The sequence below is a fragment of the Demequina sp. genome, assembly GCA_024707205.1.
In the GTDB taxonomy this organism is placed as follows: domain Bacteria; phylum Actinomycetota; class Actinomycetes; order Actinomycetales; family Demequinaceae; genus Demequina.
The window spans coordinates 1,617,449-1,638,482 of the sequence record JANQAD010000001.1 but is presented as its reverse complement, the minus strand read 5'-3'; the positions used below and the strand labels follow the sequence as shown (position 1 = coordinate 1,638,482).

Annotated in this window: 12 protein-coding genes, 1 tRNA gene and 2 pseudogenes; 10 read left to right on the top strand and 5 right to left on the bottom strand. The window is 68.6% G+C overall.

Annotated features, from left to right (window positions below):
* Window positions 1-31 precede the first annotated feature (31 nt).
* Complete coding sequence (locus tag NVV57_08465; GenBank protein ID MCR6712714.1) at window positions 32-466, bottom strand: hypothetical protein; 435 nt, start codon at window positions 464-466, stop codon at window positions 32-34.
* A gap of 173 nt (window positions 467-639) precedes the next feature.
* Between NVV57_08465 and NVV57_08460 the strand changes: the two genes are divergently transcribed.
* Window positions 640-894 (top strand): WhiB family transcriptional regulator, encoded by a 255-nt coding sequence (locus NVV57_08460; protein ID MCR6712713.1) that lies wholly within the window; start codon window positions 640-642, stop codon window positions 892-894.
* Window positions 895-930: 36 nt separating this feature from the next.
* Here the strand turns inward: NVV57_08460 and NVV57_08455 are convergent, their stop codons facing one another.
* Window positions 931-2,379, bottom strand: a complete 1,449-nt coding sequence (locus tag NVV57_08455) for a PAS domain-containing sensor histidine kinase (GenBank protein ID MCR6712712.1) — start codon at window positions 2,377-2,379, stop codon at window positions 931-933.
* 293 nt (window positions 2,380-2,672) lie between these two features.
* On the opposite strand from NVV57_08455, the gene NVV57_08450 reads away from it, so the two are divergent.
* The 6 genes and pseudogenes from NVV57_08450 (at window position 2,673) to NVV57_08425 (ending at window position 12,792) form a co-directional block, all read left to right on the top strand.
* Complete coding sequence (locus tag NVV57_08450) at window positions 2,673-2,918, top strand: DUF2505 domain-containing protein (protein MCR6712711.1); 246 nt, start codon at window positions 2,673-2,675, stop codon at window positions 2,916-2,918.
* A gap of 117 nt (window positions 2,919-3,035) precedes the next feature.
* Complete coding sequence (locus NVV57_08445) at window positions 3,036-6,362, top strand: FtsX-like permease family protein (GenBank protein ID MCR6712710.1); 3,327 nt, start codon at window positions 3,036-3,038, stop codon at window positions 6,360-6,362.
* Window positions 6,359-9,205, top strand: a complete 2,847-nt coding sequence (locus tag NVV57_08440; GenBank protein ID MCR6712709.1) for a hypothetical protein — start codon at window positions 6,359-6,361, stop codon at window positions 9,203-9,205. The genes NVV57_08445 and NVV57_08440 overlap by 4 nt, the downstream gene beginning before the upstream one ends.
* A 40-nt stretch (window positions 9,206-9,245) precedes the next feature.
* A pseudogene (locus tag NVV57_08435) lies at window positions 9,246-10,145 on the top strand (ABC transporter ATP-binding protein).
* A 490-nt stretch (window positions 10,146-10,635) separates the two neighbouring features.
* On the top strand, window positions 10,636-11,385 hold the full coding sequence (locus tag NVV57_08430; GenBank protein ID MCR6712708.1) for an ABC transporter ATP-binding protein: 750 nt from the start codon (window positions 10,636-10,638) through the stop codon (window positions 11,383-11,385).
* Window positions 11,386-11,415: 30 nt separating this feature from the next.
* Complete coding sequence (locus NVV57_08425; protein ID MCR6712707.1) at window positions 11,416-12,792, top strand: DUF2252 domain-containing protein; 1,377 nt, start codon at window positions 11,416-11,418, stop codon at window positions 12,790-12,792.
* On the opposite strand, the gene NVV57_08420 is transcribed toward NVV57_08425, so the two are convergent.
* Window positions 12,789-13,346: a TetR/AcrR family transcriptional regulator gene (locus NVV57_08420; protein MCR6712706.1), complete on the bottom strand. Its 558-nt coding sequence runs from the start codon at window positions 13,344-13,346 to the stop codon at window positions 12,789-12,791. The two genes, NVV57_08425 and NVV57_08420, sit on opposite strands and share 4 nt — an antisense overlap.
* Before the next feature lie 127 nt (window positions 13,347-13,473).
* Here NVV57_08420 and NVV57_08415 point away from each other — a divergent pair, with 127 nt between their 5' ends.
* Both NVV57_08415 and NVV57_08410 read left to right on the top strand, forming a co-directional pair.
* Complete coding sequence (locus NVV57_08415; protein MCR6712705.1) at window positions 13,474-15,906, top strand: MMPL family transporter; 2,433 nt, start codon at window positions 13,474-13,476, stop codon at window positions 15,904-15,906.
* 146 nt (window positions 15,907-16,052) lie between these two features.
* Window positions 16,053-17,216, top strand: coding sequence for an IS481 family transposase (locus NVV57_08410; protein MCR6712704.1), 1,164 nt, complete (start codon window positions 16,053-16,055; stop codon window positions 17,214-17,216).
* 79 nt (window positions 17,217-17,295) lie between these two features.
* On the opposite strand, the gene NVV57_08405 is transcribed toward NVV57_08410, so the two are convergent.
* Window positions 17,296-17,369, bottom strand: a tRNA-Met gene (locus NVV57_08405).
* Window positions 17,370-17,435: 66 nt separating this feature from the next.
* Between NVV57_08405 and NVV57_08400 the strand changes: the two genes are divergently transcribed.
* A complete protein-coding gene (locus tag NVV57_08400) occupies window positions 17,436-18,164 on the top strand; it encodes a DUF4328 domain-containing protein (GenBank protein MCR6712703.1) in 729 nt (242 codons plus the stop codon).
* Here NVV57_08400 and NVV57_08395 read toward each other — a convergent pair.
* Window positions 18,161-21,023 (bottom strand): annotated as a pseudogene (locus NVV57_08395) (UPF0182 family protein). The gene NVV57_08400 and the pseudogene NVV57_08395 overlap by 4 nt on opposite strands.
* Between the last annotated feature and the right edge of the window lie 11 nt (window positions 21,024-21,034).

The following is a 21,034-nucleotide window of genomic DNA, read 5'->3' as shown; positions in this document are numbered from 1 at the left end:
GATTGGGCTCATCGAGCCCGCGCCGGTGCGGCTACGGTGCGTCGCGATCGTCGACGGCGCCGCGCTCGCCGTCCAGGTCCTGCCCGGCTGAGCCCGCACCGCGGGCGAGGGCCATGAGCGCAACGAGGCCAATCACCGCGACCCCAAGCGCGGCCGCACCGTACGCCGGCTGGCCCGCCGTGATGAGGTACGCGCCAACAAACCCTTGGAGAAGCTGCCAGGTGATGGAGGGAGAGACGGCCCAGCGTCGGGCATGCCACAGCCCTCTCGCCAGAACGAACAGGCCCGCCGCGGCAAGCGCGCCGACCCCCGCTAGCGCGAGGGAAGCCTGCGTGCCGGAGTCGTCACCGACTATGCCGAGCGCCACGTACGCGAGCGCCCCAAGCGCGATGACACCGCACTCAACGGCCACGACGGCCGCGGCAACCGTCCGCGCGGCCGATCGGGGAGCAAATTGGCCGGGCACAGCGTTAAACATACCGAGTGCGACTTGTGAGACAACACACAAAAGAGAACCCTTGTCACACGTTCGTAACCTGTGAGAACCTAGATGAAGTGCAATCGCGAGTGCGCGAACGCAGCCCCAGTCTGACCGGCCCTGGCTGTGCCGCGCCTTGCTCAATCTCCTAAGGAGACCCCATGGATTGGCGCGACCGCGCTGCTTGCCTTGACGTTGACGACCCCGAACTGTTCTTCCCGGTCGGTAATACGGGGCCTGCGCTCGTGCAGATTGAGCGGGCCAAGGCCGTCTGCAACTCCTGCAGCGTCCGCGAGACCTGCCTGCAGTGGGCCATGGAGCACAACCAGGACTCTGGTGTGTGGGGTGGCCTTTCCGAGGACGAGCGCCGCTCTCTCAAGCGCCGCGCCGCCCGGGCTCGCCGCGCCGCCAAGTAGGCGAGGTCCTGCGACTTCGCGCAGGATGACCCCGGCCTAGCGCCCGTCGCTGACGTGCGCCGACAGCTCCACTGTCGACCCCGTCGGCGCTCCCGCCCACGTGATCTGACCGCCAAGCTCGTTCTCCACGAGCGTGCGCACAATCGACGAGCCAAGGCCCGTCGGCTCGTGCGTGAGCCCCACCCCGTCGTCGGCGATCGTGACGTGCACCTGGTCGCCGTCGCGCCGAGCGGTCACCGTGATGGTGCCTCGCTCGCGACCCTCGAAGCCGTGCTCAACGGCGTTGGTGATGAGCTCGGTCATGACGAGAGCGAGGCTTGACGCGTATTGGGCGGGGATCAGCCCAAAGTCGCCCTCACGCACAATCTGCACCTGCACGCCAGGCGAGGCGACCTCCGCGGCCATCCGCATCGCCCGCGCCGCGAGGTCATCGAAGTTGACGAGCTCATCGAGCGTCCCCGAGAGCGTCTCGTGGACCAGGGCGATGGTGGAGACGCGGCGCATCGCCTCCGCGAGCGCCTCCTTCGCCTCCGGGGCCTCCACGCGCCGCGACTGCAGCCTCAGCAGCGCCGCGACCGTCTGCAGGTTGTTCTTGACGCGGTGGTGGATCTCGCGAATCGTCGCGTCCTTGGTGATGAGCTCGCGCTCGCGGCGGCGCAGCTCCGTCACGTCGCGGCATAGCAGCAGCGCGCCAACGCGGGCCCCGCGGTCCAGCACGGGCAGCGCCCTCAGGGACAGGCAGGCGCCGTTCGCCTCGAGGTCGGTGCGCCACGCCGCGCGTCCCATCACCACCATGGCGAGCGTCTCGTTGACGAGTCCCTTGTCCGTGACGAGTTCGCTCGTCACCTGCGGCAGCGATCGGTTCATGAGCGAGCCGTGCACGCCGAGCCGGTGGAAGCAGGACAGCGCGTTCGGCGAGGCATACGCCACGTGGCCCGAGGCGTCGAGCCGCAGCACGCCGTCGCCCACGCGCGGCGCGCCCCGCCGCGGCCCCGTGACCGAGGTATGCATGGGGTACTCGCCGCGCGTGATCATCCGCAGGATGTCGTCCGCGGCGCCCTTGTAGTTGAGCTCGAGCCTGCTCGACGAGCGCGACACGGCCTGCGACACCTCTCGCGTCAGTACCGCGATGGGGCGCCCGTTCATCACCACGGGCAGCGCGTCCTCCCTGACGGCGTACGTCTCGTCCCAGCGCGGCTCCCGCGAGGCGACGATTCCGCCCTCGTCGAGCGCCCGCTGCAGGTGGGCGATACGGCCCGACGCTGCGGTTGAGCCCACGACATCGTCAAGGTGGACGGTGGGTCCAGTTGAGGGACGGCACTGCGCTACGGCGACGAAGCCCTCGTCCACGGAGCGCCACAGGATGAGGTCAGCGAAGGAAAGGTCGGCGACGATCTGCCAGTCCGCGACCAGCGACGCAAGCCACTCGGCCTCCTCATCTGTGAGGGGCCCGTATCGTTCGGCGGTCTCTCGCAGGGTGGCCACCCCTTAAGCGTAAAGCGCCGCGCAGGGTAGCCTGGCGCGGGAGGTGCAATGCAGTTCACACATCGGCATGTATTCGCCGCAAGTCTTGACCGGGTGGTGGGGATGTTCGCCGATCCGGAGTTCGTTGCGCAGCGTTCGGCGGGGATCGGCACCGGAGACGGTGAGTCATGGGTCGACGGCACCGCGGACGGCGCCTTCACGGTGTCGATCAGGCGCGTCGTCGCCTCCGAGACCATCCCCGCCGAGTTCCGCTCCTTCGTTGGCCGCGACCTTCACGTGCGCTACACGGAAGTGTGGGAGCCCCGTCTGGCGCCGACAGGGTCGGCACGTTCGCGGTGGAGATTCAGGGAGCGCCCGGGCATGCGGCGGGAGCGGTGGGACTCGCGCCGTACGGAGACACCACGGAGTTCCTCGCCACCGGCGAGGTGAAGGTGTCCATTCCGCTCGTGGGCGGGATGGTCGAGAAGGTCGTCGTCGAGGCCGTGGTCAAGGGGCTGGCGCAGGAGCTCGACTCCGCCGACGACTGGTTGGCGCGCTAGCATAACGATTCGATAACGGCCCAGCCGGAGGGTCGGAAGCTCCTTCGGGGCACGCGAGGATGGAACTCCGCGCGGCCCCTCCGGGTCGCAGCCGCAACGCGAAGGAGTGTTGAGCGCGTGAGACCCTGGCGAGTTCGCCTTGCTGCACGGCGCTCACGCATTCAATGGGCCTTTCTCGCGGTGGTCCTCGCGGTGTCCATCCTCGCCGCCACTCTGCTCGCGACCCTCTATCTCCTGTCCGCCGCGACCGAGACCTTCGCCGCCCGCGCCGCCCTCATGGACGCCGCGCCCGAGGACATGTCGCTCAGCATCACCGTGGTGCCGAACGGCAGCCTCGACGACATCCTGGAGGGCACGGACGAGACCGCGGAGGGCGTGTTCGGCGACGTCCCGTACTCGCGCACCGTTCACGCCCAAGGCGCCTATCTCGCAGTCCCGCGCGAGGACCGCCCCATCGCCTTCGCATACCTCGGCTACGCGGACACGCTTGAGGACCTCGTCACCATTCGGACGGGAAGGGCGCCCGAGCCCGCCAACGGCGGTCCGGTCCAGGTGCTCGTCCCGCCCTCGCTGCTGTATGACATCGACGCGAAGGTGGGCGACACCGTCACCCTCGCCCCCTACTCGACGTCAGAGGACCTGCACGACTACCTCATCGTCGGCACCTACACGGTCGCCGACATCGAGGACCCGGCGTGGCAGTTCGACCGCTACCTCGGCGCCACCCACAACCCGAGCACGATCGTCCCGTTCACCGCAGGCCGCGTGACCACGGACGGGTACGGACCGCTCTTCACGACCCACGAAGACGTCGAGACGGCGCCGCTCGACCAGGTCGCCGTCACCTACACGCCCGACTTCTCTGCGACCTCGCTCAGCGAGGTAAGCGAGGTGCTCGCACGGACCGACGGCCTCGAGACCAAGACGGTTCGCAACATCGGGGACGCGGCGGACTCTGTGGCTGTCTCATCGAACCTCGACACCACGCTTGGCGGGGTCGCCGGCTCGCTCGCGGTCACCCGGTCGAGCGTCCTCGTGACGGGCCTGCTCCTCCTGGTGCTCGCCATCGCAGCTCTTAGCCAGACGGCGCGGCTCATGGCCGAGCGCCGCTACGCCGAGCAGCACCTGATGGTCGCGCGTGGCGGCTCCGGAAGGCAGCTGTTCCGCTTGGGACTCATCGAGGCCGTGGTGCTGGGCGCGATCACGACCCTCGTCGCCGCCCCTCTCGCCCGCCTCACCTATCTCGGCCTCGCGCAGACACCGGTTATGCAGGACGCCGGCATGGACGTGGACCCTGGTATTCCACCGCGCACCTGGGTGGTCGCCGGCATCGTCGGCGTGATCCTGATCACCGTGCTCGTCGCCCCGCTCATGCGGCGCCAAGGCACATTCGTCGACGCGGAACAGGCCCGCTCACGGCCCGGCCGACGCGCGGCTTTCCAGCGCTCTGGGCTCGACATCGCGGTTCTCGCCTTGGCAGCGCTCGCGTACTGGCAGCTCAAGAACTATCGCTCCCCCGTTCTTGCCGGCGGCGGCGTGGCGAAGGTGGACCCGCTGCTCGCCGCGGGCCCGGCGCTCGCGCTGCTCGCGGGTGCGCTCGTGGCCGTGAGGCTCATCCCGCCTGCCTCAAAGGTTCTCGAGGCGGTGGCCGCGAGGGGTCGCAAGGCCGTGATGCCGCTCGCCGCGTGGGAGGTCGGCCGCCGCTCGGCGAGAGCGATCTCTGCCATCCTGCTGCTCACCCTCGCGGTGTCGATCGGCACCTTCGCCGTCACCTTCCTGGGCACCTGGCACCAATCCCAGGACGACCAGGCGCTGTACCGCCACCCGCCGGACGCGATCGTGACCCATGTTGACGGGCCGTGGCTCGGCGAGCGCTCCCAAGTGCAGATCGGCGACGACCCGGCCACAGCGTCGGCCGTAGTCAACGAACCGGCGAAACTGGGCCAGACGCCAGAGGGATTCCGGCGAGACGACTTCCAGGGCGCGGCGGTCACGCTCGTGGCCACGGACAACGCGGGCCTCAAGACGTACGGCGTTGGCCGGCTCAACGAGATCGCAGGAGCGCGCGTGCCCTCGACGCTGGGCGGCGACGCCCCCGCGGAGACCGACCCGATCGAGATCCCGGGCAAGCCGCAGCAGCTGACCATGGACGTGGTCGCGCGGACCTCACAGAACGTCGGCGACGTGCAGCTCGTGCTGCGCGCTGTGATCCGCAACGACCACGGCGACTACCAGACCATCCCCATGGGCCAGATCAAGCTCGACGGCGAGGAGCACCACCTCGCGGGCACCGTCGCCACATCGGCGGATCTTGATAACTACTCCGAGCCGATGTACCTCGTTGCCGTGCAGGCCACGTGGATTTCGCTCGACGGGGGCGAGGGAGCCGTCATCGACGACACCCAGCCGCTCGCGTTCGTGGTCTCCATCGACAACCTCTCCGCCGTGACGCCCACGCTCGTGGTGCCCGTTCCGGGCGTCCCGAGCGTCGAGGACTCGACGGCGCTCGACGTCCCGGCGCAGCTCGACTGGACGGCGAGCAACAACGGGGTCGGCGTGGACACGCTCCAGCCCGACGGCGACCAGATTCACATGCGCGTCATCACGACGTCGAGCTCCGTGGTGCGGGCGCCGGTTGGGCTCGTGCTGACCGCCGCGGAGCGCGCGACCCCCGTGCGGGTCGTCGCGAACGGCACGGCGCTCAACGACTCGAACCTCGAGCCGGACACCGATGTCACGTTCGAGGTGGAGAACACGCGCGTGTCCGCGTACATCGCCGATCGCGTTCCGGCGCTCGCGGGCGACACGCTCGGCAAGGCCGCGATCGTCGCCAACATCGCGGACCTCCAGGTGGCGGTGATCCAGTCGGGAGGCAACGTGATCACGCCGAGCGAGTGGTGGACGGACTTGGGCGACACGGACCCCGCGGCGTATATCGCGGACGCGCCGGAGGGCGCGACCGTGACCACGCAGGCCGGACTCGCGGCGGAACTCAAGACGGATCCGCTGCGCGTCGCGATCATCGCCGCGCTGTGGCTCGTTACCGGCGCCGCCGTCGTGCTCGCCGCTCTCGGCTTCGCCGTCCACGCGATCGTGACCGTGCGCGCGAGGGAGATCGAGCTCGCGCAGATGCGCGCCATCGGCGTGTTGCGGGCGCAGTTGCTGCGGATCGTCGCCACCGAGAACGCGCTGCTGTCGTTCCTCGGCCTGCTGTTCGGTGTGGGCCTCGGCATCGCGCTGTCGTACCTGGTAGCCCCGCTGGTGTCGGTTGGACCCGACGGAAAGCCCCCGCTCCCAGCCGTCGTCGTGGCGATCCCGTGGGACGCCGTCGGACTGCTCGCGCTCGAGGTCGCGGTGGTCCTCGCGGTGTCCGTCGTCATCGTCAGCCTGATGCTGCGGCGCATCAAGCCCGCCGAGATGCTGCGGCTTGGAGATGAGCGATGAGCGACTCCATGATGATCGACGTAGCGCCCGCGGCCGGACCACCGAGCGGCGGTAACGGACTGCTCGGCGGGCTCGGTCTGCTGGTTCGCCGCCGAATGTGGCGCGACCGCTGGCTCGTCGTCAGCTCCGCGCTCATCGTCGCGCTCGCGACCGTGCTCGCCCTCGCGGGACCGGAGCTGGTCAGCCGCACCATCGACGACGGCGCCGCGGACGCGGTGACGGCGGCAGGACCCTCAGCAGACATATACGTCACGGTGCCGGTCGGCAACCCGGGCGGCGACAACGTCAGCTCGATTCGCGGCGTCCCCGTGGAGGCCTTCGCTGGGCTCGGCCAGACGGTCGTGGACAACCTTCCGCCGCACACCAAGTCGGTGGTCAAGGACTTTGACTCGTGGGTCCTGTCATCCGGGGTGCCCTTGGGCTGGTCAGCGACGCCGGAGGCGATTGCCGCCCAGGAGAAGGATGGCGGTGACCTCACCAAGGATCCCCGCGTCGGAGACGTCTTCCAGTTCGGGTACTCCGACGACGCGGAGGTCACCCTCGTCGATGGCGAGCTGCCCGGCCCTCCCCCCAACCCTCAGGACTCGACCGCCCCTGGCGCCGTGGTGCCGCCAACCGAGATCGCCATCAGCCAGGAGGTGGCCGACGCTCTCGACCTTGGGATCGGCAACCGCGTCCAGGTGACGACCTCGGTTGGCGAGAGCCTCATCCTCGAGATCGTGGGGATCGTGGAGCCCAAAGACCCCGACGCCGCGGTCTGGGAGCACTTCCCCGAGTTCACCGATCCCACCCTCGCCGAAGGTGGCGGCGGGGTGAACCTGCGCCGCGGCACCGTGATGGTGTCCGCGGAGACGTTCCAAGGCGTGACGAGCGCTCTCCGCACCCCGTTCGCGGGCACCGTGCGCATCCAGGTCGACCCAGACGCGCTCACGTTGAGCCTCGCCGGATCGGTCGCCAAGGAGGTCAAGGGGCTGTCCACCGACGCGAAGCAGCTCACTGGAGACGACATCGAGGGCGTGAATGTCGTCGTCAAGACCGGACTCGACGAGGCGCTCTCCGAGTATCCGGCGCGCGCCCGGGCGGCGCTCGCGCAGATGTCCGTCATCATCGCGGGAGTCGTGTCCGTCGCCGCCGTCGTCATCGCGCTCATGGCCTCGCTCGTGCTCACGCGACGGCAGAACGACCTGGCGCTCGAGCGCGCGCGCGGCGCATCCGTGGCCGCGATCGGTCTTCGCCTGCTGCTCGAGTCGGTGCTCGTGACTGCGGTGGGCCTCGCCATCGGCATGGGGGTGACGGTCGCTGTCGCACCAAACGCGGAGCTCTCGAGCGGCCTGCTGCGGGTGGTCGCGCTCGTCGCGGCGTTGAGCTCCCCCGTGCTCGGCTCGCTCCAGGCACGCGGCATGTGGACCGGTCGCCGCGAGGCGGCCAACCGCCAGGACCGCGCCAAAGTGGCCAAGGCCCGCGGTGCGCGCCGGCTCACGCTCGAGGCGCTCACGATCGTCGTCGCCGTCGCGGCCGTGGTCAGCCTCCGCGGCCGGAGCGTCCTCCAGACCGTCACGCACGGCATCGACCCGTTCCTCGCCGCGGCGCCCGTGCTCATCGCGCTCGCGGTCGTGGTCATCGTGGTGCGCGTCTACCCGATCCCGATGGCCGTCATCCAGTTCTTCGCCAAGCGCACGCGCGGCGTTGCGGGTGTGATCTCCCTCGCGAAGTCGCGCGAGCGCATCCCCGTGCTTCCCCTTCTTGGGCTGACTCTCGCCATCGCGATCGCCGTGTCGGGAGGCCTGCTCGTGTCGACCGTCCACGCCGGCCAGGAGCAGGCGTCGTGGGAGCGCGTGGGCGCGGACGTCCGCATCGACTCCGAGGTGACGGAGGAACAGGCTCAGGCGCTCGAAGCGCAGGGCCTCGTCGTCTCTCGCGGCCTCATCAAGGAGGAGGCCACGATCCTGCTCGGCTCCGAGTACGCGGACGGCAACCTCATTGCGATGGACAAGAACTACCCAGAGATCCTGCGGATGTCGGGGGTGGAGGATGTCTCCTCGCTGCAGAAGATGTACGACGAGGCCGGAACCGTGGCACCAGGCGATGAGATCCCGGCGCTGGCCTCGCAGTCGATCATCGACGTCGACGTTCACGACACCTCAACCGTCTATGTTGGGCGCGTCTACGTGCCGTTCGACGTCGTTGGCGTGGCAACAGTCACCCCGGACGGCTGGACGGAGGGTCCGCCGTACCTCATGATGCCGCTCGAACAGCTCTTGGCGAGCTCGTTCGACGAGCCCGTGCTCACCAACGTGGCCCTCGTCTCCGGCGATGGCGCGGCCGAGGCCGTCACCAACCTCGCCGGGATCGACCAGAGCAGCGTGACCACGCGGGATGCGTGGCTCACGTCAATGCAGGACTCCGCCCTGATCGGCGGGGTGGAGCGCGCGATCTTCATCGCGGTCATCGCCGTTGGCCTGCTCGCCGCAGTCGCGCTCCTCGTGACCGTGCTGCGCGGGGTTCGCGAGCGTGGCCGCGCGCTGTCGATGCTGCGCACCCAGGGCATGGGCACCGGTTACGGCTGGTGGCTCGCACTCTCGGAGCTCGCTCCCCTGACCCTGTCCGCGGTGTTCGGTGGTGCCATCGCAGGCGTCGGCATCATGTGGCTCCTGGCCGACACGCTCGGGCTCAAGCTGCTGTCCGGCGGCCTGAGCGACCCGCCGCTGACCGCAAACTGGACGTTCCTCGCAATCGTGGGAGGCGGCATCCTCGTGCTGCTGTTCTTCGCGGTTGCCGTCGAGGTGCTCGCGCACCGCCGCAACAAGCTCAGCGAAGTGCTTCGCTGGGGAGAGTCCCGATGAGGGAGGCACTGTGACATCACAAGATCTGACAACCGAAAACCTGACCGCAGAGACGCTGACGGCACCCACCGTCGAGTACGGTGCCGACGCGCTCATCGTGTGCGACAACCTGGTGCGCATCTATCAGGTGGAGAACATCGAGGTGCAGGCCCTCCAAGGCCTCGACCTGCTCGTGGACAAGGGCGAGATGATCGCGATCGTCGGTCAGTCCGGCTCAGGGAAGTCGACGCTGCTCAACGTGCTCTCCGGGCTCGACGTCCCCACCGCGGGCGCAGCGCGCGTCGCCGGCTGGGACCTGCTGCGCATGACGCACAGCGACCGGCTCACGTACCGCCGCTCCGTCGTCGGCTTCGTGTGGCAGCAGACGGGCCGCAACCTGCTCGCCTACCTCAGCGCCAAGGAGAACGTCATGCTGCCCATGGCGTTCGCCGGCGTAGGCGGCAAGAAGCGGGCCGAGCACGCGATGGAGTTGCTCGCGGCGATGGGCATGCAGGACAAGGCTGCTCGGCGCCCCGGCCAGCTCTCCGGCGGCGAGCAGCAGCGTGTGGCCATTGCCGTTGCGCTCGCGAACAACCCAGAGGTGATCTTCGCCGACGAGCCCACGGGCGAGCTTGACTCCGCCACAGGAGACGACGTCTTCGAGGCCCTTCGCGCCGCGAACAGGGACCTCGGCGCAACCGTGGTCGTCGTGACCCACGACCACGCCGTGAGCTCGCAGGTGCAGCGCACCGTAGCCATCAGGGACGGCCGCACCGCCACGGAGGTTGTGCGCCGCACCCACGTGGACTCGGAGGGCGTGACCCAGACCATCCACGAGGAGTACGCCGTGCTGGACCGCGCGGGCCGCATGCAGCTGCCGCGCGACTACCGCACATCGCTCGGCCTCAAGGACCGCGTGCGCCTCGAGCTCGAGAATGACCACATCGGCGTTTGGCCCGACGGGTCCGTCAAGAAGGTGCGCCACGAGCCTCCCGCTCCGGTTGCCCAGGCGCCCGCGGAGCCGATCGCAGGACCTCCCCAGGACGCGTCTGAGCGCCACGTGGTGGAGAGCCCCTCGAAGCCCCCGGCCGTCACGGGCGCCATCCCGGTCGTATCGGCACCAGAACCCGAGCCGACACATGAGGCTGAGGCTGAGGCTGAGGCTGAGGCTGAGGCCCTGCCCGAGCCCGAGCCTGGCGCCGAGCCCACCTACCGCCCGAGCCCCTATGCGGACCTCTCCGCGTATGCGCCGCCGCTCCAGGGCGAGGACGAGGTCCCGTACGTGCCGCGGGTCGCCGCTCCCCCCAAGCCCCCCAGAGGCAGAGCCGGAGGCACAGGACCCCTACGCACCGCCGACACAGGAGGACGAGGCGCCCGCAACGCCGACGCCGCCCCCTGGCCCGCCGTCGGGCCCCCGCCGCGCGCGCCGTGGCTGCCGAAGGAGAACAGCGATGACTGACACGCCCATGGTGACCGTGCAGGAGGTCACCAAGACCTACGGCTCCGGCACGGGGAAGGTCACCGCGCTCGATGCGGTGAGCTTTGAGGTTGGCCGGGGCAAGCTCGTGGCTCTCGTTGGCCGCTCGGGGTCCGGCAAGACGACGTTGCTGAACTGCATCGGCGGCCTGGACCGCCCCACCGCAGGCACGATCATCGTCAACGACATCACGGTCACGAAGCTCTCGGAGCGGGCGCGCACGGGGCTTCGCAGGGACACGGTCGCCTTCGTCTTCCAGACGTTTGGCCTGGTACCGATGCTCTCCGCGGCCGAGAACGTGGGTCTGCCGATGCGGCTGCGCAATGCGAAGACGTCCGTGCGCGACAAGCGGGTCGCGGAGCTGCTCGACCTCGTCGGCCTCTCCAAGCACATGAACCAGCGGCCCTCCGAACTCTCCGGCGGACAGCAGCAGCGCGTCGCGATCGCGCGGGCCCTCGCGAACGATCCGCAGCTGCTCATCGCGGACGAGCCGACCGGCCAGCTGGATGCCGACACGGGCACCGCGATCATGGGCCTCCTGCGCGAGGTCATCGCCAGCCAAGGCATGACCGCGCTGATCTCCACGCACGACCAGTCGCTCATGGACATCGCGGACGCGACGGTGCGCCTCGCCGACGGCCACCTCGTCGCCGAGGACGACCCCACCTTCGTGGGCACCGGCTCACGCGCCACGGGTTCCGAGCACCAGGGCCGCATCGTCTAGAGACGCGTGGGCGCGAGTAGCATGCGACTCGTGCCCACGAGCCGGCTGCCGGACTTCTCCCCCACGCGTGACGCGTCCGTAGCGGCGGGCCTCGCGGCGCGCGACCGCGCCCCGCTCGCTTCGCACGCGAGGCTTGCTTCCTCCCGCCGCCGGGAACCCGTCGCGCTGCTCCTGAAGCAGGAGGAGACGCGGGTTCAGGAGCTCGTCCCTGTGCGCCATGAGCGCATGCTCGAGTCTCCGTTCACCTTCTTCCGCGGAACCGCGCTCGTGATGGCCGACGACCTCGCCGCGCTTCCCCACAGCGCCCTCACGACCCAGCTGTGCGGCGACGCGCACCTGGCGAACTTCGGCGCCTACGGCTCTCCCGAGCGTCGGCTCGTCTTCGACCTCAACGACTTCGACGAGACCCTGCCCGGGCCATTCGAGTGGGACGTGAAGCGCTTGGCGGCGTCGATGGTGGTCGCGTCGCGAGACAACGGTCACTCCGACGCGGAGGCCAGGGAGACCGCGGTGTCGACCACGCGCGCCTACCAGATGGCGATGAACCAGTTCGCCTCCCAGCCCATGCTGGCCGTCTGGTACTCGCGCATCGATGCGGACGAGCAGCTGCAGCTGATCGCAGACAGCGCCAAGAAGAAGGTGGTGAAGGCGCTCACCAGGAGCATGAAGACGGCGAGGAAGCGCACCGCGCTGCATGCTCTCGCCAAGCTCACGGAGGAGGTCGACGGGCACCCCCGCTTTGTGCCGGACCCGCCGCTGCTTGTCCCCGCGGAGGAGCTCGACCAGCTGCAGGACATCGAGGATCTCTACGGGTGGATGCGCACGCTCGTCGGCCAGTACTCGGAGTCGCTCGCACCGGAGCGGCGGCTGCTCATCGAGAACTTCACGCTCACCCACGCCGCCCGCAAGGTCGTTGGCGTCGGCTCCGTTGGACTGCGCGCGTGGGTCATGCTCATGGAGGCCCACGACGGCCTCGAGCCCTTGCTGCTGCAGGCGAAGGAGGCCACTCGCTCCGTGCTCGCTGACTATCTTGGCGAGTCCGAGTACGAGAACCAAGGCCAGAGGGTCGTCGCCGGGCAGCGCATCATGCAGGCAGCGTCGGACGTGCTGCTCGGCTGGCAGCGCACGCACCGCGAGGACGCCTACGTCGACTACTACGTGCGGCAGCTGCGCGACTGGAAGTACTCGGTGGAGACGGGGGACTTTGATCCGGCGGCGCTCACCAATTACGGGCGACTGTGCGCGTGGACGCTCGCCAGGGCCCACGCGCGCGGCGGCGACCGCATCGCGATCTCGGCGTACCTCGGCACGGGCGTCGAGTTTGCCGAGGCGGTGGGAGACTTCGCGGTGGCCTACGCGGATCTCACGGTTGCTGATCACGCGGCGTTCGCCGCCGCGGTTGGCTAGGTCTGGGGGCCCGACGGCGGGCGGGCTATGGTCCAGATCCACAGTGCCGCTTCGGTTGCGTCGGCATGCGGCTCCTGGTTGAGCCATTCGCTGATCATGCCCAGGATCGAGCCGACGATGCTCGCGATGACGAACCGCGTGGGGACGTCCCGTACGGGCTGCTCGCCCACTTCGTCGATGTGCAGCTGGATCGCCTGCCCCAGCCGATCGCGCAGTCGCGACAGTGCCACCGAGTAGCCCGGCTCGTTGAAGACGCGACGGTAGAGATCCGCGTGCTCGTCGACGTGAACGAGGAAGTCGGTGAGCGCCGCGGGCGGCTCGTGGGCCTCGATGTCGATGTCGCGGATGCTCGCGCCCGCACGCTCCGCGACGCCGTCAAGCGCGTCGGCGAGGAGCGTCTCCTTGTCCGAGTAGTGCAAGTAGAACGTGGTCCGGTTCACGGCGGCCCGCTGCACGATGTCGGTGACGGACACGGCCTCTATCCCGCGCTCCCGCGCGAGTTCGAAGAGCGCGTTCTGGAGGCGTGCTCGCGTCTTGGCTATTCGGGGGTCCACGGTCACATTGTGGCCCATCGCCATGACTTATTCAACATCTGTCGCGCAAATGGGCATCTTGCGCCTACACTGGAATCCGGCAGCGTCGCCACTTCCCCTATGAACTTCAGCCCGAAAGGCTCTCCACGTGGCACATCTCCTGTTCCGCATCGGTCGCGGATCCGCAGCCCGCCCCTTCATCGCCATCATCGTCTGGGTGCTCGCGCTCGTCGCGGCGGCGGGCGCGTACCTCGCCTTCGGCGGAAAGCTCGCCGACACCTTCTCCATCCCCGGAACGGAGACGCAGCGCGTCACGGAGGAGATGAACAAGGAGATCAGCGGACTCGACGGCGGCAGCGCGCGCGTGGTGTTCACCACCGCAGACGGCTCGACGTTCACACCCGACCAGCAGACCGCGGTCACGGCCGCGCTGGCCACTGCCACGAGCGTCGAGCACGTCACCGGCGTTGTCGATCCCTTCGCCACGCAGGCGCAGCGCGAGCAGCAGGCTCAGCAGCTCGAGGACTCCAAGGACCAGCTCTCCCAGGGGCGCGACCAAGTTGCCCAGGGCCAAGCGCAGCTTGACGAGGGGATAGCGCAGGCGAAGGCCGCAGGGCTGCACGACGCCATGGCCGACCAGTTCGCCGCCCAGCAGCAGGCCCTCGACGACACCACCGCGCAGCTGGATGCCGCGGAGGCGAAGCTCGCGGCCGGCGAGCAGCTCGCCGCCAACGCCGCGGCCCTCACCACGGTCTCCGAAGATGGCGCAACGGCGCTCGGGGTAGTGCAGTTCGACACCGAGGTTCACGGCGTGCCGCAGGATGACAAGGACGCCGTGGTCGCGGGCATCGAGGCGGCGGTTCCCGCCGGGGTCAACGCGTACTTCTCCGCCGAATTCGTCTCCGGGCCCGAGGGCATCCTCGGCGCCGGCGAGATCATCGGCGTTGCGCTCGCGCTCGTGGTGCTCATCGTCATGATGCGCGCGCTGCTGCCCGCTTTGCTTCCCATCGTGACGTCCGGCGTCGGCGTGGGCATCGGGGTCGCGACCGCCCTCGCGTTCTCTGGCGTCGTCGACATGCAGTCCGTGACACCCGTGCTCGGCGTGATGCTCGGCCTCGCCGTCGGCATCGACTATTCGCTCTTCATCGTGAACCGACACCGCACCCAACTGAAGCGCGGCATGGAGGTGACCGAGTCCGTCGGGCTGGCAAACGGAACCGCGGGCAACGCCGTGGTCTTCGCCGGTTCCACCGTGCTCATCGCGCTGCTCGCGCTCAACATCACGGGCATCCCGTTCATGGGGATCATGGGCACGGTCGCCGCGTTCTGCGTGGCCGTGGCCGTGCTGATCGCGATCACGCTCACGCCGGCGCTCCTGGGCCTCATCGGCATGCGGACGCTCGGCAAGAAGGCGCGCGCCACGGTTGGCGCCCCCGAGCACGAGGAGACCCCCGTCAAGGCCATGGGGACCGGCCGGGCGGTGCTCGCACTGAGCACGGCCGTGGTCGCGCTCGGCATCGTCGCGATCCCCGCGGCCTCGATGCGGCTCGGCCTGCCCGACGGCAGCCAGGAGCCCGCGGACTCGACGCAGTACAAGGCGTACACCACCATCAACGAGGACTTCGGCGAGGGCATCAACGGCCCGCTGCTCGTGACCGCCACACTGCCCTCCCCCGTCTCTGACGACGAACTACTCGCCGCCCAGGTGAAGGTCAGCGACGCGATCATGGCGTATGACGACGTGGTCGCAGTGGTACCCGTGGCCACCTCAGCGGACAACGACTTCCTCGCCTTCCAGGTGATTCCCGCCGAGGGGCCATCCTCCGAGTCCACGGAGACGCTCGTGCACTCGCTACGTGATGCGTCGCCGCTTGCAGACGGCACCGTCATCGGCGTTGCGGGAGAGGCCAGCGGCAACATCGACATCTCGGAGAAGCTCGCCGACGCGCTGCCGGTCTACCTGGTCGTCGTCGTGGGCCTCTCGATCCTGATTCTCATCCTGGTCTTCCGATCGATCCTGGTTCCCGTCATCGCCACGGCGGGCTTTGTGCTGAGTCTCTTCGCGGCCCTTGGCGCCGTGACGGCGGTGTACCAGTGGGGATGGGGTGGCACCATCTCCGGTGTCCACGACCCAGGGCCCATCCTCAGCTTCCTGCCGATCATGCTCACCGGCATCCTGTTCGGACTCGCGATGGACTACCAGCTGTTCATAGCGTCGGGCATGCGAGAGGCGTACGTGCACGGGTTGCCGGCGCGCGAGGCCGTCGTGGCCGGACTGCGCCACGGCCGGGCCGTCGTCACCGCCGCGGCGATCATCATGATCTCCGTGTTCGGCGGGTTCATCTTCTCCGACATCGCGATGATCCGCCCCATGGGATTCGGGCTCGCGGCGGGAGTGCTGTTCGACGCGTTCGTGGTGCGAATGGTCATCATGCCGAGCGTGCTGCACCTCGTGGGCGACGGCGCGTGGTGGCTGCCGAAGTGGCTCGACAGGATCCTGCCGAATGTTGATGTGGAGGGTTCGGCGCTCGAGCGCGAGCACCCAGTCGCCGGACTCGAGCCCGTGGTCCGGCCGGGCTAGCGCGGCGCCGGATAGACGAAGCGAGGCCCTCACCTTCCGGTGAGGGCCTCGCTTGCGTTCGTAGCGGGGACAGTGTCTGATGTCAGCTGATCGTTTACACATGTGTCGGGGCATCGTTTACACCCGGCCTGCCTCGACGATGGGCCATGGCGGATGCAGACAAGAACCGGGTCATCGTGGTCGCGATCGTGGAGGGTGGCCTGTCGGTCGCGGATGCGGCACGGCGCTTCGGGGTGACGCGGCAGTGGATTCATCGGCTCCTGGCGCGATATCGCGAGGGTGGGCTGGCGGCACTTGAACCCCAGTCCCGCGCACCCCACACACCGGCAGGTCGACTCAGTGACGAGCTACGCGAACAGATCGTCTCCGTGCGCGATGACCTTGGCCGCGAGGGTCTCGACGCCGGCGCGGAGTCGATTCGTGACCGCCTGACCCGCTCCGGACTGACCCCACCATCGTCGTCGACGATCTACCGGATCCTGCACTCCCACGACCGTGTCACCCCCGAACCTCACAAGCGACCACGCTCGTCATGGACCCGATTCGAAGCACCCTCCCCCAACAGCTGCTGGCAGTCCGACATGACCCACTGGCACCTGTCCGGCTCCCGCAAAATCGAGATCATCACCTGGCTCGATGACCACTCCCGGTTCGTGACACACCTGTCCGCTCACCCCATCGTCACCGCCCCCATCGTGACCGAAACCTTCCTCCAAGCAGGCCGCGACCACGGATTACCAGCATCAACACTGACCGACAACGGTCTGATCTTCACCACCCGCTTCGCCCACGGCAAAGGCGGACCGAACCACTTCGAACACGTCATCGCCGCCCTAGGAATCGTCCAGAAGAACGGACACCCCGGCCACCCCCAAACCCAGGGCAAGATCGAACGGTTCCACCAAACCCTGAAACAGTGGCTGCGAGCCAGACCCGACGCTGCCGACCTGACCAGCCTCAACGAACTCCTGAACCACTTCCGCAGCACCTACAACGTTGACCGTCCCCACCGCTCCCTGAACCGCCGCACCCCCCACGAGGCCTACACCGCCCTCCCCAAAGACACACCCCGCATCGAAGCCCTAGGACGGTCCTGGAGAGTGCGCCACGACACCGTCGACACCGTCGGCGTGATCACCCTGCGCTGGGCCGGGAAACTCCGCCACCTCGCCATCGGCCGCCCCCACCGCCACCGCCGCATCGTGCTCCTCGTCGCAGGAAACGACACCCTCGTCATCGACCACGAAACCGGCGAAATCATCGCCGAACACACCCTCAACCCCGACCTGGACTACCACCCCAAGAAATGACAAAGGCCCCTCCCGAAGGAGGGGCCTGTCAACGATGCCCCGAGACATCTGTCAACGATGTCCCGACACATCACATTCGTAGCGGGGACAGGATTTGAACCTGCGACCTCCGGGTTATGAGCCCGGCGAGCTACCGAGCTGCTCCACCCCGCGTCGGCAAGAGTTAAGTTTACCCGACGCCACGTACCCGGCCAAATCCCCCTTGGTTAGGGTGGTTCCATGACCGACGACAGCCAGTACACGCCCCCTCCCGGGATCCTCGTTCCGGACGGCGCACAGCCCGCGGTGCCGCCCCCGCCCGCTCCCTACGGCTTCCCCCTCGCAGCAGCCCCGACGCTGCCCCTCGGCGGCTTCGCGACCGCCGCGATCGTGCTCACAGGCTCATACACGGCGCTCTCGGTGATCTCCGCCGCACTCACCCCGCACACGATTCAACAACTCAAGGACACCCTGGCGGATCCGGACAACGCGAGCTTCGACGTCGGCTCATTGGCTCTCGGCTTGCTCGGCAACGTGATCGCGATCGCGTCGTTCGTCTTTCTTGCGCTGTGGATGTCGCGGCTGCGCTCCAACCGCACCGCACTCGGCGAGACTCCAGGCGGCCCTCCGGCCGTCGAGTGGTGGGGCTGGTTCATTCCCGTCGCCGACTTCGTGCTGCCCTATCTCGGCATGCGGGCGATCACGCGTCGCCTCGTGGGCGTTGGCCTGCTACTCGGCTGGTGGATCCCGTTCTGCCTCACGTGGGTGATCCAGCCTCTCGTGGTCACGGCGCAGTTCCGCGCAATCGACCTCGAGAGCGGCAAGCTGGTGCACCCCGAGGTGCTCGACACGATGGCGCCGCTCTCGTGGAGCATGGCGGCGCTCCTCACGGTTTCCTGGGTCTTCCTCGCCGTCATCATCCGGAAGGCGACGGCCCGCCACGCGGAGCCGAGCCCGACCGGCGCTTAGGCGTCCGGGCTCGCCGTCGCGGATTCGCCCGCGAGCCTCCGCGACGCCGTCACGGCATCCTCGAGCGCGGCCGCCAACCGCTCCTGGGCCTGGCCGTAGGCGGCGAAGTCACCCTTCGCGAGCGCATCCTGGCCGTCCTTGATGGCCTGCTGCGCCTTGGTGAGGGCCGTGTCGAGCGCCTGCTGGGCCTCCTGCTGACCGGGCGTGCTCGGCTCGTTCGTGCCGGAGCCATTGTCGTCGTCGGGGCCATTGCCGTCGTCCGTGCCGTCCGACGCCCCCGCCCCGAACACCTGGTCGAGCGCGCCCTGGAGCGTGTCGGCGAAGCCCACCTCGTCGCCGAACGCCACGAACACCTTCTGCAGCAGCGGCAGCTTGGTGCCCGACTTCGCTTGCGCGTACACGGGCTGCACGTAGAGCAGGCCGCCGCCAACGGGAAGCGTCAGCAGGTTGCCGTTGATGACAGTTGAGTCTCCCTGCCGCAGCAGGTTCAGCACCTGCTGTGCCTCCGGATCGGTGGAGAAGTTGTTCTGCACCTGGCCGGGGCCGGGGATGGTCGTGTCGCGGGGCATCTCGAGCACGCGCAGCTTGCCGTAGTCCTCGGCGACCTTGCCGGCCGTGTTGCCGGTCTCTGAATCCACCGCCATGTAGCCGGTGAGAATGTTCCGCGGGTTGGTTCCACCCTGGATGAAGTTGCCCGTGAGCGTGAACGACGGCGCGTCCTGGTCCGGCATCTGCAGGCTGAGGTAGTACGGGGGCTGGTTCTGCGCCTCGGCGGTGGGGTCCGCGGGGATCTTCCAGAAGTCCGCGCCGGAGAAGAACGAGACGGGGTCCGTGACGTGATAAGCCTGCAGCTGGTAGCGCTGGATGGCGAACAGATCCTCGGGATACCGCAGGTGGCTCATCAGGTCGGCGCTGATGTCGGAGATCGGCTTGTAGGAGGCGGGGAAGACCTTCTCCCCACGTCTGCAGGATCGGGTCCTCGGGGTCCCACGCGTACAGGGTCACCTCGCCGCTGTAGGCGTCCACGGTCGCCTTCACGGAGTTGCGTACGTAGTTCAGCGAGGAGGGCGATACGCCCGACGCTGCTGCCGCTGCGGTGCCATAGAAGATTCCGCTCTGCGGCACCGCGGCCGAGTACGGGAACTGCGACGTAGTCGTGTAGCCATCCACGACCCACACAATCCGGCCGTCGACGACGGCCGGGTAGGTCGTCTGGTCGAGCGCCAGATACGGCGCCACCTTCTGCACACGCTCCTGCGGATCGCGGTAGTACAGCACCTGAGAGTCGCTCGTCACGCGGTCCGAGAAGAGGATCTGCTCCTCGCCGAACCGGATCGCGTACATGACCTTCGCGAACAGGCTGCCGATCTTGGGGCCGCCGTCACCCGTGAAGGTGGTGTTGGCCTGGCCCGTCGCTGAGCTGTCGTCCGGGTAGTCCAGCTCCCAGGGCGGCGTGCCTGCGGGCGCGCCGACGATCGAGTAGAGCGGTAGCTTCTGACCGAAGTAGACGCGCGGCTCGTACTCGCCCATGTCGCCTTGGGAAGGGATGCCGCCCTCCCAGAAGGTGGGCTGCCCATCGGGGTTGACGCGGTTGCCGAAGGCGGCGACGACGCCGAAGCCGTGCGTGTAGACGGTGGTGTCGTTGACCCAGTTGCGGTTCGCGTCGCTCAGGCCGTCCAGGTTGAGCTCGCGGACGGCGATCACGGTGTCGCGGATGTCGCTGCCAACCCGGTACCGATCCACCTGGAGCGTGTCGCCGAAGTTGTAGTACTGCTTGTTCTGCTGCAGCTGCTGGAAGGCGGGGGCGACGATGTTGGGGTCGAGGAGGCGGATCTGCGTCGTCGTGTCCGCGTCCGCGCGCAGCAGGTTGGCGTCGGCCTCGGTCTTCGCGTTGTACTGCTTCACCTCGACCTTGTCGAGCCCGTAGGCGTAACGGGTGGCTTCGATGTTGCGCTTGATGTACGGCGCCTCCCGCTCGGGCGCGTTCGGCGTGACCTGGAAACGCTGCACGATCGCGGGGTAGACGCCGCCGATCGCGATGACCGCCACGAGCATCAGGCCGACGCCGACCGCCGGGATGCGCCAATCGGGACGCCAGATCACCAGCAGGAAGACGACGGCAACGATGAGAGCGATCCCCACGAGGATTCCGCGCGAAGGGAGGACGGCGTTGACGTCGGTGTACGAGGCGCCGTAGAACTTCTCCCCCTCCTTGTTGAGCAGGCTATACCGCCCAATCCAGTAGCTTGCCGCGATGGCGACCATGACCAGCGCGCCCATGACGGCGAGCTGGATGCGCGCACCGCGCGAGGCCACGAACGATCGCCCGCCGCCGGAGATTCCGCCGTACAGCAGGTGCACGAACGCCGCGAGCGCGGTGCACAGGATCAGGATCGTCAGCGAGAACGCGACGAGCGCGTGGAGCACAGGAAGGGTGAACACATAGAACGACGCGTCGAGACCGAACTGCGGGTCCTTATTTCCGAAGTCGGTCGCATTGAGCCACGCGAGCAGCTCCTGCCACCGCGAGGACATCGCGACTCCTGCGATCGCGCCAACGAAGATCGGGGCGATCCACATGACCGCGCGCTCGAGCGGGCGCACCTGGTCGCGGTAGCGGTCGAGTGCCGGCCGCGCTCCGCGCTCGGGGCGGACGCGCCGCGCGAACCACAGCGTCAGCCAGACGGCGCCCCCCGCGAGCAGGGCGAATACCAGGAAGGTCACGAGGCGGGCGACCCACTGCGTGCGCCACACCTCGAGATACCCGACCTGCGAGTACCACTGCCACTCCGTCCACACGTTCGCCACGGCGATCGCGAGGACGATCGTGATGCCTGCGGCCACGGCAGTGACGGCCACGGGCGAGCGCC